13 protein-coding genes, 2 tRNA genes and 1 other RNA gene are annotated in these 15657 nt (G+C 66.8%); 12 read left to right on the plus strand and 4 right to left on the minus strand.

Features of this window, described 5'->3' with window-relative positions:
* Positions 1-46: 46 nt before the first annotated feature.
* A complete protein-coding gene (locus BM394_RS22855; protein ID WP_175496605.1) occupies positions 47-211 on the minus strand; it encodes a DUF5679 domain-containing protein in 165 nt (54 codons plus the stop codon).
* Between the two features lie 295 nt (positions 212-506).
* On the opposite strand from BM394_RS22855, the gene BM394_RS13980 reads away from it, so the two are divergent.
* Positions 507-1061, plus strand: a complete 555-nt coding sequence (locus BM394_RS13980) for a M48 metallopeptidase family protein (RefSeq protein WP_092978570.1) — start codon at positions 507-509, stop codon at positions 1059-1061.
* A gap of 291 nt (positions 1062-1352) precedes the next feature.
* Here BM394_RS13980 and BM394_RS13985 read toward each other — a convergent pair whose 3' ends face one another.
* Complete coding sequence (locus tag BM394_RS13985) at positions 1353-2810, minus strand: zinc-dependent metalloprotease (protein WP_092978572.1); 1458 nt, start codon at positions 2808-2810, stop codon at positions 1353-1355.
* A gap of 205 nt (positions 2811-3015) precedes the next feature.
* Between BM394_RS13985 and BM394_RS13995 the strand changes: the two genes are divergently transcribed.
* Positions 3016-4038 carry a YlbL family protein gene (locus BM394_RS13995; RefSeq protein ID WP_092978576.1) on the plus strand — a complete coding sequence of 341 codons (1023 nt, stop codon included), beginning with the start codon at positions 3016-3018 and terminating at the stop codon, positions 4036-4038.
* 92 nt (positions 4039-4130) lie between these two features.
* On the opposite strand, the gene BM394_RS14000 is transcribed toward BM394_RS13995, so the two are convergent.
* Positions 4131-4694, minus strand: a complete 564-nt coding sequence (locus BM394_RS14000) for a PPA1309 family protein (RefSeq protein WP_092922005.1) — start codon at positions 4692-4694, stop codon at positions 4131-4133.
* 238 nt (positions 4695-4932) lie between these two features.
* On the opposite strand from BM394_RS14000, the gene BM394_RS14005 reads away from it, so the two are divergent.
* The 3 genes from BM394_RS14005 (at position 4933) to BM394_RS14015 (ending at position 8594) form a co-directional block, all read left to right on the plus strand.
* Positions 4933-7965 (plus strand): UPF0182 family protein, encoded by a 3033-nt coding sequence (locus BM394_RS14005; RefSeq protein WP_092978578.1) that lies wholly within the window; start codon positions 4933-4935, stop codon positions 7963-7965.
* Between the two features lie 141 nt (positions 7966-8106).
* Positions 8107-8183, plus strand: a tRNA-Met gene (locus BM394_RS14010).
* A gap of 337 nt (positions 8184-8520) precedes the next feature.
* Positions 8521-8594, plus strand: a tRNA-Met gene (locus tag BM394_RS14015).
* Positions 8595-9121: 527 nt separating this feature from the next.
* Here the strand turns inward: BM394_RS14015 and BM394_RS14020 are convergent.
* On the minus strand, positions 9122-9334 hold the full coding sequence (locus BM394_RS14020; RefSeq protein WP_092978580.1) for a hypothetical protein: 213 nt from the start codon (positions 9332-9334) through the stop codon (positions 9122-9124).
* 414 nt (positions 9335-9748) lie between these two features.
* On the opposite strand from BM394_RS14020, the gene BM394_RS14025 reads away from it, so the two are divergent.
* The 7 genes from BM394_RS14025 (at position 9749) to ssrA (ending at position 15448) form a co-directional block, all read left to right on the plus strand.
* The gene (locus BM394_RS14025; protein WP_207227672.1) at positions 9749-10189 is read left to right on the plus strand and encodes a PadR family transcriptional regulator; all 441 of its coding nucleotides are present in this window, start codon (positions 9749-9751) and stop codon (positions 10187-10189) included.
* Between the two features lie 82 nt (positions 10190-10271).
* Positions 10272-11390, plus strand: coding sequence for a peptide chain release factor 2 (gene prfB / locus BM394_RS14030; RefSeq protein WP_092921996.1), 1119 nt, complete (start codon positions 10272-10274; stop codon positions 11388-11390).
* Positions 11391-11660: 270 nt separating this feature from the next.
* On the plus strand, positions 11661-12350 hold the full coding sequence (gene ftsE, locus BM394_RS14035; RefSeq protein WP_043578170.1) for a cell division ATP-binding protein FtsE: 690 nt from the start codon (positions 11661-11663) through the stop codon (positions 12348-12350).
* Between the two features lie 64 nt (positions 12351-12414).
* Complete coding sequence (gene ftsX, locus BM394_RS14040) at positions 12415-13317, plus strand: permease-like cell division protein FtsX (protein WP_092978583.1); 903 nt, start codon at positions 12415-12417, stop codon at positions 13315-13317.
* A gap of 112 nt (positions 13318-13429) precedes the next feature.
* Positions 13430-13906 carry an SsrA-binding protein SmpB gene (smpB, locus tag BM394_RS14045; protein WP_092626091.1) on the plus strand — a complete coding sequence of 159 codons (477 nt, stop codon included), beginning with the start codon at positions 13430-13432 and terminating at the stop codon, positions 13904-13906.
* 69 nt (positions 13907-13975) lie between these two features.
* The gene (locus BM394_RS14050; RefSeq protein WP_092978585.1) at positions 13976-14893 is read left to right on the plus strand and encodes an amidohydrolase family protein; all 918 of its coding nucleotides are present in this window, start codon (positions 13976-13978) and stop codon (positions 14891-14893) included.
* Positions 14894-15075: 182 nt separating this feature from the next.
* Positions 15076-15448: a transfer-messenger RNA gene (gene ssrA / locus BM394_RS14055) on the plus strand.
* Positions 15449-15657 lie beyond the last annotated feature (209 nt).

The raw sequence follows: 15657 nt of genomic DNA on the forward strand, positions 1-15657 counted from the left end.
CCGGGGCTCGCTCCTCGGCGGCGATGCGTGCTGGCTCTGGGGCGCGCTAGCCCTGGGTGTTGTGCGCCTTGCCGAGAATGCGGGTCATCTTGGTGCCGCAAACCGGGCAGGTCCCCTTGGCCATTCGTCTCCCGTTCGTCTCCGATATCTCACCGGTGAAGTCCCGCTTCTCCCGGCACTTTACGCAGTAACCGTTGTACGTCTCGGCCACGGCTGCCTCCATTGGGTAACTGTTCTTCCGAAGCGTTCAAGCGCGTCATGGCGGGCCTCGGAACTGTGCTGGGCAAAAGGTACCCGCGCCCGGAGCAGCGCGCAGGAGCTCGGCATATCGCGATTTCGGATGAATGTCTTAACCCGTTCAGGGGTAGCAGCGCGTGTTCGATTAGTGTCGATCAGTCATATTCGCAGCGCTCGCCCGATTCCTCGATGCGGAATGGGTAGTTGATCTGCGGTTCGGATCACAGCGGAACCCGCGAGCACGATCGGCCTCGCTAGGCTCTCCGGTCGTGACCGAACCGCAAGTGGAGGTGCGCCGCAGCAAGCGGAGAAAGCAGACGGTCAGTGCCTACCGGGACGGTGGCAGGGTGGTCGTACTGCTACCCGCGCGGATGAGCCGTGCCGAGGAGCGGCGCTGGGTCGACGAGATGCTCAGCAGACTGCGTCGCAGCGAGACCCGCCGCAAGTCGCCGGCCAGGGCTTCCGACGACGCGTTGCTGAACCGGTGCGCCGAACTGTCCCAGCGCTACCTGGACGGGCTCGCCGTGGCGGCCGGAGTCCGGTGGGTCGCCCCGATGCGCACCAGATGGGCTTCCTGCACACCCGCCGAGGGCACCATCCGCGTCAGTCGCAGGCTTCGGGAGGTCCCGAGCTGGGTGCTCGACTACGTGCTGGTGCACGAACTCGCGCACTTGCTGGTTCCGGGCCACGGAGCGGACTTCTGGGAGTGGGTGAACCGCTATCCCAGGACGGAACGGGCCATCGGCTATCTCGAAGGGCTGACCGCGGCCGCCGATCTCGGGACGGGAGTCGGGGAACCGGAATCCGGCGACGAAGTCGACTGACCGGAATCCGACCGTGTCGGCCCCACGGTGCGGCCGGTGATCGGGCGGCCTCGGTGCGCCCGACGACGAACAGCTACCGGTGACGAACGGCTACCGGTGGCGAACAGCGCCCCGCGTCGCCCCGCCGTGCCGCCTCAGCGGGGCCCTCCTCACGGAAACGAGGCCCGACGTCGTGCGACCGCTCGATCGAACGCGGGCCGTTCCGCACACCGGATCGCCCGCGTTCGGTTCCGACGGAGCGAGTACCCGGCCGCGGGGCGGCCGAGCCCGGCAACAGGGCCGGGATGCCGATCAGCGGTCGTCGTCCTCGCCGCGTTCCTCGCCGGTGGAATCCTCCGAACCGGACTCGCCCGCCTGCTCGGCGGCCTCGGCCCGTCGAATGGCCGCGATCGGATCGTCCAGATCCTCGTTGCTCTGTCCCCAGCGATCGGCGAAGTCCAGCGGCTCGTCCAGATCGGAACCGTCCGGCAACAGATCCGGGTGATCCCAGACCCGGTCACGGCTCGTGACACCGTGCCGTTCCGTGAGCAGCCGCCACAGCGATGCCGCCGCCCGCAGCCGACGCGGACGCAGCTGCAGTCCCACGAGGGTCGCGAAGGTCTGCTCGGCGGGTCCGCCGGTGGCACGCCTGCGCCGCACCGTCTCGCTGAGCGCGTCGGCTCCGGGCAGTCGTTCCCCGACCGCGTCGGCGACCACCACGTCGACCCAGCCCTCGACCAGGGCCAGCAGCGTCTCCAACCGGGTCAGCGCGGCCTGCTGCTCGTCGGTGGTTCGCGGTTCCAGCATGCCGGAGTTCATCAACTCCTGCATCGAGTTCGGGTCGCTCGGATCGACCTTGCTCGCCAGGTCCTCCAGCGAGGAGGTGTCGATGTGGATACCGCGTGCGTACTCCTCGACGGTCGCCAGCAACCGCTGCCGCAGCCAGGGCACGTGACTGAACAGCCGGTGGTGCGCGGCCTCCCGTGCCGCCAGGAAGACGGTCACCTCACTGGCGGGGCGATCCAGGCCCTTCCCGAAACGCTCGATGTTGGCGGGCAGCAGCGCGGCCGTCCCGTCCGGGCCGAGTGGAAGCCCCACATCGGTGGAGGTGAGCACTTCACCGCCGAGCTGTGCCAGCCCGTTGCCCAGCTGGGACCCGAAGGTCAGCCCGCCCATCTGGCCGAGCATGGACACGATCGGCCCCGCGGCCTGCTTGGCCTCGTCCGGCAGCGCTTCCAGCCACGCCTCGGAGACGCGCTCGGCCACCGGATCGCACAGCCGCTTCCAAGTGGGCAGCGTGTTGTCCACCCAGTCGCCTGCCGACCAGGACCGCACCACGTGCGTACCGGTCGGGAAGGCGGTCGTGGGGTCCAGCCAGAGCTCGGCGAGCTGGATGCCGTCCTCGACGGCCTTGGTCTGCTGCTGGGTCGGTCGCTCGGTGTGCTTGTTGCTCTGCAGCTGCTGGTGGGCCAGCTGCTTGGCCAGGTCGTAGTTGACCGGCCCCGAATCGCCACTCGAGGAGTGGCTGAGGGCCTGCCCGAGCTGGGTCAGCATCTGGCCGAGCGCGCTGATGTCGAAATTCGGCATACCGCCGGAACCGGGCATGCCCCCGGGACCCGGCATCCCGCCGAAGCCGGGGAAGGAACCCGCTCCTCCGGAAAAGCCGGCGCCGCCCCCGGAGCCACCGTCCGATGAGTCGCCCCTGTTGCGATCATCGGGTTCCTCGTTGTCGGGATCTTGGGGGCCGAACCCGAAGGGCACATCACTCATGGTTCCACCGTACGCGGAACAGGCGGGCGGGCAGTAGGTGAGCGGTCGGCCGCTCGCCGAGGGCGAACGTGGTGTCGAGATCGTCGTCACCCGACTCGAGATCGTCCCAGCCTGGGCTCGAGATCGTCCCCGCCGAACTCCACATCTCGGGCGCCACGCAAGTCGCCCGCCGGCCGTCAGTGTGCGGCACGTAGGGTGTCGTGCTGTGAGTCGCCGTACCTGGACCCTGCTTACGAGTGTCGTTCTGGTCGTGGTCTTCGGGCTGCTGGGAGTTTTCGTTCCGGTGCCCTACGTGGCACTGGGACCCGGGCCCACCCATGACACGCTCGGCTCTTCACAGGGCAGGCAGGTAGTCCGGATCGATGGTACGAAGACCTTCCCGACGGATGGCCACCTCAACATGACCACCGTCTCGGTCACCGACGAGCTGTCGATCTTCAGCGCGCTGACCTTCTGGGTGAGCGGTGACTACGCCCTGGCGCCCCGCGAGCTCTACTTCCCGCCGGACAAGACCGAGCAGCAGGTCCAACGGACCAACACGCGCGCTTTCCGCGACTCGCAGAACGCCGCCGAGACCGCGGCGCTGCGTCATCTCGGTTACCCCACCGAGCTCGTCGCCGAGGAGATAGTCGCCGACAGCCCCGCCGAAGGGGTGATCCAGCCGGGGGACGAGCTGATCGCGGCGAACGGCACCGAGCTGAGCGACCCGCGGTCGTTGGTGGACGCCCTGTCGGGCATCGAGCCGGGCCAGCGGGTCACCATCCGGTTCAGACACGAGCAGCAGCCGCAGCGGACCACCATCCGGCTCGCGCAACCGCCGGACGACCGCTCCCAGGGGTTCCTGGGTGTGCAACCCGGGCTGCGTCCGCGGGTCGATTTCGATGTCGACATCAGGCTGCCCGACATCGGTGGCCCCTCAGCCGGGCTGATGTTCTCGCTGGCCGTGGTGGACAAACTCACCCCGGGCCAACTCACGGACGGCAAGTTCATCGCGGGCACCGGTGAGATCGACTCGCAGGGCAACGTGGGCCGCATCGGCGGTATCGGTTTCAAGATAACCAAGGCCCACGAGGCGGGCGCCGAGATCTTCCTGGTTCCGGAGGGCAACTGCGCCGCGGCCGAGTCCCAGGCCCCCGAGGACATGCGGCTGATCGAGGTGGGAACCCTCGACGAGGCGGTCGACGCGCTCGAGTCCGTACGGGCGGGGGAGACACCCCCGCGCTGCTGATTCGGCGCGGCACCCGGTGGGATCCGGGTGCCGACAGCCGTGCGATCAGGATCCGAAGTGGCGCTCACCGGCCTCGGATCCCCGACGGAACGTCACTCCTCGAAGGTGGCGTGCATCGCGTTGAGCAGGTTCGGTGCCAGAGCGCTGTCCTCGACGAGCTCACCCTCCTCCCGCTCCGGATCACCGTCGAAGCCGTCGTCGACCTCGGGATCCTTGTTGCGCAACCGCAGCAGGCAGGTCTGCGTTCCGCCGCGCAGTACGGCGGCGACCAGCCGTGCTTCCCGGCGTTCCGGATGTTGCGCGGCGGCGCTCCGCGCGGCGTCGTCCTCGCTCGGGAGCTCCTGCTCTGCCTCCGGGGGCAACACCACGATCTCCTGGACCAGCGCGCAGCCCAGTACCCGTTCCGGCCAGCCGATACCAGCCAGGGCCTCTCCGATGTCGTTGCCGGGCAGCTCTTCCTGCTCCACCGGCGTCAGTGTCGAACTCGTGTTGAGCTGTTCGGCCAGGCCGGGCTCGGCCTCCAGCAGCTCCGCGGTATCGACCAGCGCGAACATTCTGGCCGGCCGTTCCCAGCCTTCCGAAGCCACGAACTGCTCGATCTCGCGTGCCACCGCGGGCAACCCCGCGGTCATTTCCTCGGTGATAGCGGACGACATTCGCCCATCGTCGCACCGCCGAGACCTCCCGGTTCGATCCCCGTGACAGCGCTCGTCGCAGGTGATCGGCACACCTTTCCACCTGGTGATCCCACGCTGGGCGGGATGTCCGTTTGATGCGAATTCGCGGGCGCGTCCCACCATCTCGTGACGAGGTCGTAGAGTTGTCCGCACGGGAGCCCGGGTCGCACCGGTGACCCGGCCCCGTTGCCCGCGGATCGTCACCAGGGAGTGCGCTGTGGCCACGAGGCCGGTAGGAGTACCCAATTTGTCCCGGCGAAGCCGGATCCTTCTGATCCTGGGCGCGGTCGTGCTGGTAGGACTGATAGTCGGATCACGCCTGATCGGGACATACGTCAATTGGCTGTGGTTCGGCAGTATCGACTACCGGGGGATCTTCACGACGATCGTGCTCACCCGGATCGTGTTGTTCGTCTGTGCGGCCGTTTTCCTCGCCGGAGTCCTGGCGTTGAACCTCTGGCTGGCCTATCGCACCAGACCCGTGTTCGTGCCGCTCGGAAGTGGGCAGGACGACCCGTTGATGCGGTACCGCACCGTCATCACGCAGCGGTCCAAGTGGTTCGGCATCGGAATCCCGGCGATCGTCGGTGCCATCGGTGGTCTGGCCGCCACCGGTGACTGGCGCATGGTGCAGCTGTTCCTGAACCGCACCCCGTTCGGGACCGAGGACCCGGTCTTCGGCCACGACATCAGCCTCTACATCTTCCAGCTGCCGTTCTTCCGCTGGCTGCTGGCATGGGCGTTCATCGCCGTCACGCTGTCGTTCTTCGGCGCACTGGCCGTGCACTACATCTTCGGTGGCATCAAGCTCGCGGGCAGGTCCGGGCAGATCTCGCAGCCCGCCCGGATCCAGCTCGCCCTGTTGGCCGGGATCTTCGTGCTGCTCAAGGCCGTCGACTTCTTCTTCGACCGCTGGGATCTGCTGCTTTCGCAGCGCAGTGAGCTGTTCACCGGTGCCAGCTACACCGACCTCAACGCGGTGATGCCCGCGAAGGTGATCCTGCTGTGCATCTCCATCATCTGCGCCCTGGCCTTCTTCGCCGTCGTGTTCCTGCGCAACCTGCAGATTCCGGCGTTGGCGACGGTGTTGCTGGTGCTGTCCAGTCTGGTCATCGGCGCGCTGTGGCCCGCACTGCTGCAGCAGTTCTCGGTCGAACCCAACGCCAACCAGCGCGAGGCGACCTCGATCGAGCGCAACATAGCCGCCACCAGGCAGGCCTTCGGTATCAGCAAGGAGGACGTGACAGTTCGCGAGAACTACACGCAGGGCGGTGGCTCGGACTCTGGTGACTCCGGCTCCGGCTCCGACTCCGGTTCGAGCGGCTCCGATGTAACTCCGGAGGACGTCGCCGAGGACACCGGCACCGTCTCCAACGTGCGACTGCTCGACCCGAGCCTGCTCTCCGAGACGTTCACCCAGCTGCAGCAGCAGTTCAACTTCTACGGGTTCCCGGAAGAACTCGACATCGACCGTTACCGGGACGAGAACGGCGACCTGCAGGACTACCTGGTCGCCGTGCGGGGGATCAACACCGATGGCCTGGCCGAGAACCAGCAGTCCTGGATCAACCGGCACATGGTCTACACCCACGGCAACGGTTTCGTGAGCGCACCCGCCGACCGCGTCAGCTCGGTGCCCGGTGAAGGAGGCGACACCGGTGCCTACCCGGTGTTCTCGATGAGCGACGTCTCCAACGACGGCGAGGGCGAGATCCCGGTCGAGCAGCCCCGGGTCTACTACGGTGAGCTGAACCAGGACTACGCCATCGTCGGTGCCGAGCAGGGTGAGGAGCCGCAGGAGTACGACACGCAGAACTCGCGCTACACCTACCAGGGTGAGGGTGGCGTCGGCATCGGGAACTGGTTCAACCGTGCCGTGTTCGCGGCCAACTACGGTGAGCGCAACATCCTGTTCAACCAGGAGATCGGCTCGCAGTCGCAGATCATGTTCAACCGCAATCCGCGGGAGCGGGTGCAGAAGGTCGCCCCGTGGCTCAAGTTGGACGGCGATCCCTATCCGACCGTGATCGACGGGAAGATCAAGTGGATCGTCGACGGCTACACCACGCTGAACAATTACCCCTACTCCAAGCTGACCTCGTTCGGGCAGGCGGCCAGTGACTCCACCAGTAACGTCGCTCAGCCCGACCAGCAGATCAACTACATCCGCAACTCGGTGAAGGCCACCGTGGACGCCTACACCGGTGAGGTGACGCTCTACGAGTTCGGTGACAAGGATCCGGTGCTGGAGGCGTGGAAGGGCGTCTTCCCGGGTGTGGTCAAGCCGAAGAGCGAGATCAGTGACGAGCTGCGGCAGCATTTCCGCTATCCCGCCGACATGTTCAAGGTGCAGCGCGAGCTGCTCGCCCGGTACCACGTGGACGACCCGGGGGACTTCTACGCCACCCGCGGTTTCTGGGAGGTCCCCAACGATCCCAACCAGGACCAGCGCAGCGGTTCCGGTGAGAAGCAGCCGCCGTTCTACGTGATCGCCCAGGCACCCACGCAGAACCGGCCGACCTTCCAGCTGACCAGTGCCATGACCGCGCTGGAACGCCCGAACCTGTCCGCGTGGATCTCGGCCTCCTCGGATCCCGAGACCTACGGCCAGATCACCATGCTGGAGCTGCCCACGGAAAACCAGACGCCGGGACCGGTGCAGGTACAGCGGCAGATGGAGTCCACGCCGAAGGTCACCGAGGACCGGACGCTGTTCGACAACCCCGGGGTCCGGGCGATGTTCGGTAATCTGCTGACCCTGCCGGTCGAGGGCGGGATGCTCTACGTGGAGCCGATCTACATCCGACCGAACAGCGAGGACTCCTACCCGCAGTTGGCCAGGGTGCTGACCTCTTACGGCGACAACGTCGGCTATGCCGATACGCTGCAGGGCTCGCTGGAGCAGGTGTTCGGTCCCGGTGCGGGGCAGAACACCGAGACCGCCGAGGACGAGAACCAGCAGCAGGACGGTCAGGGGCAGCAGCAGGGCGACCAAGGACAACAGCAGGGCGATCAGGGGCAACAGCAGGGCGACCAGGATCAGCAGAGCGACCAGAACCAGCAGCAGGGCAACGGTCAGGGGCAGCAGAACAGCTCCGAGGTGAACCAGGCCGTGCAGGAGGTGCAGGCCGCGATGGAAGAGGTCCGTTCCGCGCAGAACTCCGGTGACCTCGGCCAGCTGGGTCAGGCGTTCCAGCGACTGGAGGAAGCCATGAACCGGTACGAGGAGGTCACCGGCGACGGTGGCTGATCCGTAGCGGGGAACCGGGTGGTCGGACGACCACCCGGTTCCGATCCAACCGCTCCGTGACAAGCGAAAACGCGATAACACCCACCCCCGCGCAGGGGGTGGGTGACCACGGTGTAGAGTTGCAACTACAACGAAACACGGCGCGGGGTGGAGCAGTTCGGTAGCTCGCTGGGCTCATAACCCAGAGGTCACAGGTTCGAATCCTGTCCCCGCTACCAGAAAGCCCCCTTCCGGGAATCCCGGAAGGGGGCGATTTTTCGTCCGGCTGTGGTTCGCCCCGTCAGGGACTTCGGCCGGGGCTCTTTTGGTCCCGGTCCGCGATTCTTTCGGAACCGGGGCGGGAGTGTCACGAGCCGGACCACGTCCGGGTTACGGCATCCCTCCCGGGCGGACGCGAAGCCACACACGCTTGTCGGTCCGTCACCCGGCACCAGGGGGCTCCCCTGCCTGATGGAGCGAGAAACCGCTGATGAGCGGAGGGGATCATCGGTTGAGCACCCCCCTGTGTGGCGGTCGCGGGCGGCGGTGTAGAGTTGCAACTACAACGAAACACGGCGCGGGGTGGAGCAGTTCGGTAGCTCGCTGGGCTCATAACCCAGAGGTCACAGGTTCGAATCCTGTCCCCGCTACTGAGATCGGCCCCCGGAGCACGGCTCCGGGGGCCGAATCGTGTTCGCGGACCCCGGCCCTTCGCGAGGCGTTTCGTAGGGCCGCTTCGGGCGCGCTCTCGTAGGGATCCCTCACGCGGGCAGATACCGAGTGCGGTCGGTAGGCCGCTGTCGGAGTCGATGCCGGACGCCGGTAGGCGACACGCGGGCCGGGCTGTACGGGCCGGGATTACGCGGGCTGGATGACACCGGACACGAACAAGTGGTTCCCACGGTTTCCGGGCCCGCGCATCGCCGAGCCCGGATCTCGTGCCCGTCGGCCTCATCGAAGGTTTCCGGTCGGGTTGGCGGGTTGCCGCTCGGCGGAACCTCCCGCCGGCTCTCGCTCCGGGGGCCCGACATCGGGTAGCGGCCTACACGACGTCGGGCCGTCCTCGCGAGAGCGCGACGCGGGAGAACCCGCGGATGATCGGCTGGCTGGGGCTCTCCGACGTTCCCGGCACCGGCAAGACCCACGTCGATCAGTCAACACGACAGGAAAACGTCAGTCAGCCGTCGGCCCACTTGCGGGCACAGTTGGGCGAGCAGACCCGCCCCTCGCTGCTCCCGCCGCGGAAGGCACGCATCTTGCGGCCGCACACTATGCAGTTGTGCGGATTCTCCACCTGGATCGGCATCATCGACTTCGCCCGTTCCGAAACCTTGCTCGCCACCTTGGTCCTGCTCTGGGCGAGCTTGGTCCGCAGCAGACTCCGATGCACGGTGTTACCTCCCTAGCTCGGCGGGTCCGTCCCGTACGTCCCCGTCGCAGTGCCCGGCTCCGTTACACTGCCGGTCAGTGTGAAGGGTGCCCTTAACAGCGGGCCTTACGCAGCATCTCAACCAGATTTACCCATTTCGAGTTAAAAATTAACCCTGTCCAGCGGACAGTGAGTACACGAATTGGTTGCTCCCGGGGGATGAAGCCGCGATGGAAGTGAATCCGGGTCGCGACAGTGGTTCCGTGCGCCGAATTGGATGCGTTGCGTGTTCACCGCTCCCCCTGGTTGCGCTGCTGTTTCGGACACGGCATACGGCCATTGTGGACAGCCTGTCAGTGCCGTGGCACCGTAGGAGCCGTGACCGACCTGAATGCGACATCCGCAGCCTTGCTGGGACTTCTCCACGAGGGGCCGATGACCGGGGGACAGTTGGTGGCCGCGGCCACCGACCGGTTCAGCGGGTTCTTCAGCGTCACCCGCAGCCAGGTTTACCGGGAACTGCCCGCGCTGGCCGAGGACGGCATGTTGCGCCTCGGCAAACAGGGGCCCCGCTCCAGCCAGCAGTACATCATCACCGCGGCGGGCAAGCGTGCCTTCAAGTCGTGGCTGAACACCGAACCGGGACCGGACAACGTGCGCAGTCCGCTGTTGCTGCGGTTGCGCTATGCCGGCATGCTCACCGCGAAACAACGTGACCACCTGGTCACCTCGGCCCGTGAGCAGTACGTCGAGAAGCTCAACGAGGCCAAGAACGCCGCCAAGGTGGCCGAGGACCCCTACGAGAAGGCCGCGGCGGACTTCTCGGTGGCGCACAACCGTGCGGTCATCAAGATGCTCGACGCGATACCCGAATGACCTTCGCGTGAGGTCCGAGCTCGGAAAAAGGACCGCCGGTCCACGTCCGTGGCCGTGAAGCTGTGAAGTAGGCTGGGGAACCGTGAACCCCGACGTCGCCGCCGAGCTCAAGGACATGTCCGAAACCCTCGAGGGCATCGAGCGAGTCATGGATCTCGATGCGTTGCGGGCCCGGATCGCGGAGCTGGAGGAGGAAGCGGCTCGCCCGGACCTGTGGGACGACGTCGAATACGCCCAGCGGATCAACAGTCAGCTCGTGTACAAGCAGAGCGATCTGCGCAAGATCACCGGGCTTCGACAGCGTCTCGAAGACCTCGGAGTGCTCTACGAACTCGGTGAGAACGAGGACGACAGCGCCAGCGTCGCCGAGGCCGAGCAGGAGCGTGGCCAGCTCAAGAAGGATCTCGCCGATCTGGAGATCCGCACCCTGCTCTCGGGCGAGTACGACGAGCGCTCCGCCATGGTCACCATCCGGGCGGAAGCGGGTGGCGTGGACGCCGCCGACTTCGCCGAGATGCTGCTGCGGATGTACCTGCGGTGGGCGGAACGCCACGAGTACGGGACCGAGGTCTACGACACCTCCTATGCGGAGGAGGCGGGCGTGAAGTCCGCGACCTTCCGGGTGGACACCCCCTTCGCCTACGGCACCCTCTCGGTGGAACAGGGCACCCACCGCTTGGTGCGTATCTCGCCGTTCGACAACCAGGGGCGCAGGCAGACCTCGTTCGCGGGTGTTGAGGTACTGCCGGTGGTCGAGGAGACCGACCACGTGGAGATCCCGGAGAAGGACATCCGGGTGGACGTGTTCCGCTCGTCCGGCCCCGGTGGGCAGAGCGTCAACACCACCGATTCGGCGGTTCGGCTGACCCACCACCCCACGGGGATCGTGGTTTCCTGCCAGAACGAGAAGTCCCAGCTGCAGAACAAGGCAGCGGCCATGCGGGTGTTGCAGTCCAAGCTGCTGGCGCGCAAGCGGGAGGAGGAGCGAGCCCAGCTCGACGCGCTGCGGGACAGCAGCGGTTCCGGCTGGGGCAACCAGATCCGTTCCTACGTGCTGCATCCGTACCAGATGGTCAAGGACCTCCGCAGCGGCTACGAGGTGGGAAACCCGGAGTCGGTGCTCGAGGGGCAGATCGACGGGCTGCTGGAGTCCGGTATCCGGTGGCGCAAGCAGCAGCACGACCAGGAACAGCAGAGCTGATCCGAGCTCGTCGCGCCGCCTCGGCGAGCCACCGGTCGTAACCTGCCCGCGCGGGTCCCCGCGGCCCCGGCGGCTCGGATGCCGTGGAGTTCCTTCCCGCGTGGGCGGTTCCGGTGGTTGCCTCCCGGCGCGCTCTCCGCCGCCTGCGCGGTCCGGAGCCGCTCGCGTCTTTCCCCGCGTTCGAAAAGCGCGCATGGTAATTGGCCGAGTGCAACCAATGGTACGGGTGAGTGAAGGCCCCCCGGGTGGTCGCAGGTAAGCTCACTGCCCGTGATCCGGCTCGAACACGTGTCAAAGACGTACAAGACGTTGGCGCGCCCCGCACTCGACGACGTCTCGGTGTCCGTGGACAAGGGCGAGTTCGTATTCCTCATCGGCCCCTCCGGGTCGGGCAAGTCCACGTTCCTGCAGTTGCTACTGCGGGAGGAAGTCCCCACCCGAGGCCGGGTGATCGTCGCCGACTGGAACGTCGCCAAGCTGCCGAGACGGCGCGTTCCCAAGCTGCGGCAGCGGGTCGGTTGTGTGTTCCAGGACTTTCGCCTGCTCAACAACAAGACCGTCTTCGGCAACGTCGCCTTCGCCCTCGAAGTGATCGGAAAACCCCGGCACACCATCCGCAAGGTGGTTCCCGAGGTGCTGCAGCTCGTCGGTCTGGACGGCAAGGCGGACCGGATGCCCGTCGAGCTGTCCGGTGGTGAACAGCAGCGGGTCGCCATAGCCAGGGCGTTCGTCAACCGGCCGCTGGTGCTGATGTGCGATGAGCCCACCGGAAACCTCGATCCGGACACCAGCCAGGACATCATGCTGTTGCTGGAGCGCATCAACCGCACCGGAACCACGCTGGTCATGGCCACGCACGACCACTCGATCGTCGACTCCATGCGTAGGAGGGTCGTCGAGCTCAGTCACGGCCAGGTCATCCGTGACGACGCCCGCGGTGTGTACGGCGTGGGCCGCTGAGCCCGCCGCACGCAAGGGCAGCCCCGAACCCCAAGTCGCAGACCGCACCGAAAGCTGACTCAAGATGCGCGCGAGCTTCGTATCCAGCGAGGTCGTCAACGGCCTTCGTCGTAACGTGTCGATGACGATCGCGATGATCCTGACCACGGCGGTTTCCCTCACCCTGCTCGGTGGCGGCCTGATCGTCGTCCGCAAGGTGGATCAGGCCCAGGAATCGCTGCGCGACGCGGCAGACGTCGTCGTCTACATGAACGAGGACGTCAGTGCCAACGATCCCGAGTGCGCCAACGATCCCTGTTCGGGGATCCGTTCCGAGCTGGAGCAGGCCTCCGGCGTGCGGTCGGTGCAGTATCTGAACCGCCAGGCGATCTTCGAGCGGGCGACCGAGGAGTTCTCGAACCAGCCGCAGCTGCGGGAACTGGTTCGCCCCAAGGCGCTGCCCGCGGCCCTGTGGGTCGAGCTGGGCGACAACGTCACGCCGCGGGCCATCAAGGAGCAGTTCGAGGGACGTACCGGCATCGGTTCGATCAACGACCAGTCCCAGTTCGTGCGGAACATGGTCAACAAGCTCAACGACGTGCGTGACGGGACATTCCTGATCGCGGCGTTGCAGGCGTTCGCCGCGCTGCTGTTGATTTCGAACACCATTCAGCTCTCTGCGTTCAACCGCCGTACCGAGACGGGCATCATGCGGTTGGTGGGCGCTTCCCGCTGGTACACCCAGCTGCCCTTCCTGCTGGAGGCCATGGTATCCGGCATCATCGGTTCCGTCGCGGCGACCGGGCTGCTCATGGTGCTCAAGGAGGCGTTCCTCGACGGGCTGATGAAGCCGCTGACCAACGCCGACCTGCTGACCCCGGTCAGTTACGCCGACGTGGCCTTCGTGGCACCGATCCTGGTGCTGGTGGCCTCGGCGATCTCCGGTCTGACCGGGTATCTCACCCTGCGGCTGTACGTGCGGATCTGAGGATCGCTCGTTTCGCGGCTCGGTGCCTCGGCGTTCGGCGCCGGGGTCCGGGCCGTGCCGCGTGCGAAAACCACGTGGTCCACTCGTCGGACGCAGCGCTATGCTCGCCGGTATGGCAAAGGAACGTGGCCACAACCTGATCGCGCGCAATCGCAAGGCGCGGCACGACTGGACGGTGCTGGACACCTACGAGGGCGGCATGGTGCTGACCGGAACCGAGGTGAAGAGTCTCCGTCAGGGCCGAGCCTCGCTGGTCGACTCCTTCGCGACGATCGACCGGGGCGAAGTGTGGCTGCGCAACGTGCACATCCCCGAGTACACCGAGGGAACGTGGACCAACCACGCCCCGCGTCGTTCGCGCAAGCTGCTGCTGCACCGCGACGAGATCGAACGACTGCTTGGCAAGACCAAGGAGAGCGGGCTGAGCCTGGTGCCGCTCTCGCTGTACTTCTCCGACGGCAAGGCCAAGGTCGAGCTGGCACTCGCCCGAGGTAAGCGGATCCACGACAAGCGCAGGGACATGGCCAAGCGCGACGCCGAGCGTGAGATGGCGCGGGCGATCGGCCAGCACCGGAAGGGCATGCGCTGAGATGCCGTTAGGCGGACGACTCCCGTGTGATCGGTCGCGCTCGGATCGGGTGGCGCACGCGGCGTTCGGCTGCCCGCGGTGAGCGGGCTCGAGGGGCCGTCGTCCGACGAGGAGGTTCCGGACTGGCTCGCCGGCCTCGGCCTGCCGGGGCTGGTGGATCTGCACACGCACTTCCTGCCCGAGCGCGTGCTGCGCAAGGTCTGGGACTACTTCGACCTGGCCGGTACTCACTACGGGATCGAGTGGCCGATCCGGTACCGCTTCGACGAGCCGACCCGGCTCGACGTGCTGTCCGGCCTCGGGGTGCGCGTGTTCGCGCCGCTGGTGTATCCGCACAAACCGGGTATGGCCGAGTGGCTCAACCGCTGGGCGCTCGAGTTCGGCCGCACCACTGCCGGTGCCGTGCCCACCGCCACGATGTATCCGGAACCCGGGGCCGCCGAGTACGTGGCCGCCGCCCTGGAAGGCGGGGCGCGCTGCTTCAAGGTGCACGTCCAGGTGGGCGGGTTCGACCCGCGCGACCCGCTGCTGCGGCGATCGTGGCAGTTGTTGGCCGAGTCCGGGGTGCCGGTGGTGGTGCACTGCGGTCACGGTCCGCTGCGCGGGGAGTTCACCGGGATGGACGTGTTCGCCGAGGTGCTCGAACGCCATCCGGGGCTGGTGGCGGTGCTGGCGCACGCCGGTATGCCCGAGTACGGGCGAGCGCTGGAGCTGGCGCGGGATCATCCCGGGGTTTACCTGGACACCACGATGGTCGGTGTCGTCTTCAGCGAGCGGTTCGCGCCGTTGCCCTCGGACTGGGCCGACCGGCTGGTGCCGGTGGCGGAGCGGGTGGTGCTCGGCTCCGACTTCCCGAACATTCCCTATCCCTACGCCGAGCAGCTGGCAGCCGTGGCCGGCTGGGCCGCCGCCGAGGAGCGGCTGGGAATACCGTTCCTGCGTGCGGTGTTGCACGACACGCCCGCACGGTTGCTCGGATGCGGTTGACCGGATCGTGATTGCCGGTCCGTGAACCGGTGGTTCGCCCCGCGGAACTTTTCGCGAACCGATCCGCCGGACCGGGAGTGATCGGGCGGGAGTCGTACGTTATGATGTTGGATACGGCTCCGTCCGGGCGAGGCCCGGTGGGGGCGGACTGTTGCACAACAGGTTGCTTAGTAACAAAACACGGGGGTGAACGGTTTCGACTCTGGCCGTTGAGCCAAGGGAAGCGTGCCGGTGCAGGCGGAAGACCACCGTAAAGCGTCGCCGTAAATTAACAAGCGCCGACAACAAGAGTCAGCGCGAGTTCGCACTCGCCGCCTGAGCGAGTAGCGACTCTGTCGGACCGGGTAAGTCTCCGACCCGGACCCCGGCATCGGTTAGGGGACTCACCGTTTAGTTCGGTCGCGGGACTGAACGGGACATCGCACAGCGACTGGGCTTGTCACACCGGCTTGTTCGCGTGACCGGTGAAGTCGAGTAGAGACAGAGCGGACTGCGCACGGAGAAGCCTTGGTGAGGCGACAGAGGACCCGGGTTCGAATCCCGGCACCTCCACTGCGGTCCCGGTGACCGCGCGAATCTCGAAGTGATACCCCGCTCGGCGAGTCCCGCCGGGCGGGGTTTTCGTCGTCGCGGGGTTTTTCGTTGTCGGAGCCCCGCTCCGCTTCGGCCCCGGGCGCGGCGATTTCGCGAGAAATTGACGCCGAGCCGCTCCGCTGTTGCCACATTTCCGCTGCTGCGCCGTCGTCGCGTGCGGGGTTGTGCGG

It is taken from the genome of Actinopolyspora lacussalsi subsp. righensis, assembly GCF_900116555.1.
GTDB classification, from domain to species: domain Bacteria; phylum Actinomycetota; class Actinomycetes; order Mycobacteriales; family Pseudonocardiaceae; genus Actinopolyspora; species Actinopolyspora lacussalsi.

Coding starts and splice junctions, on each gene's coding strand:
- BM394_RS14025 (WP_207227672.1), top strand. CDS start 9,749: ATGACCGGGGGACAGTTGGTGGCCGCGGCCACCGACCGGTTCAGCGGG.
- smpB (WP_092626091.1), top strand. CDS start 13,430: ATGGCAAAGGAACGTGGCCACAACCTGATCGCGCGCAATCGCAAGGCG.
- ftsX (WP_092978583.1), top strand. CDS start 12,415: ATGCGCGCGAGCTTCGTATCCAGCGAGGTCGTCAACGGCCTTCGTCGT.
- BM394_RS13985 (WP_092978572.1), bottom strand. CDS start 2,810: ATGAGTGATGTGCCCTTCGGGTTCGGCCCCCAAGATCCCGACAACGAG.
- BM394_RS14000 (WP_092922005.1), bottom strand. CDS start 4,694: ATGTCGTCCGCTATCACCGAGGAAATGACCGCGGGGTTGCCCGCGGTG.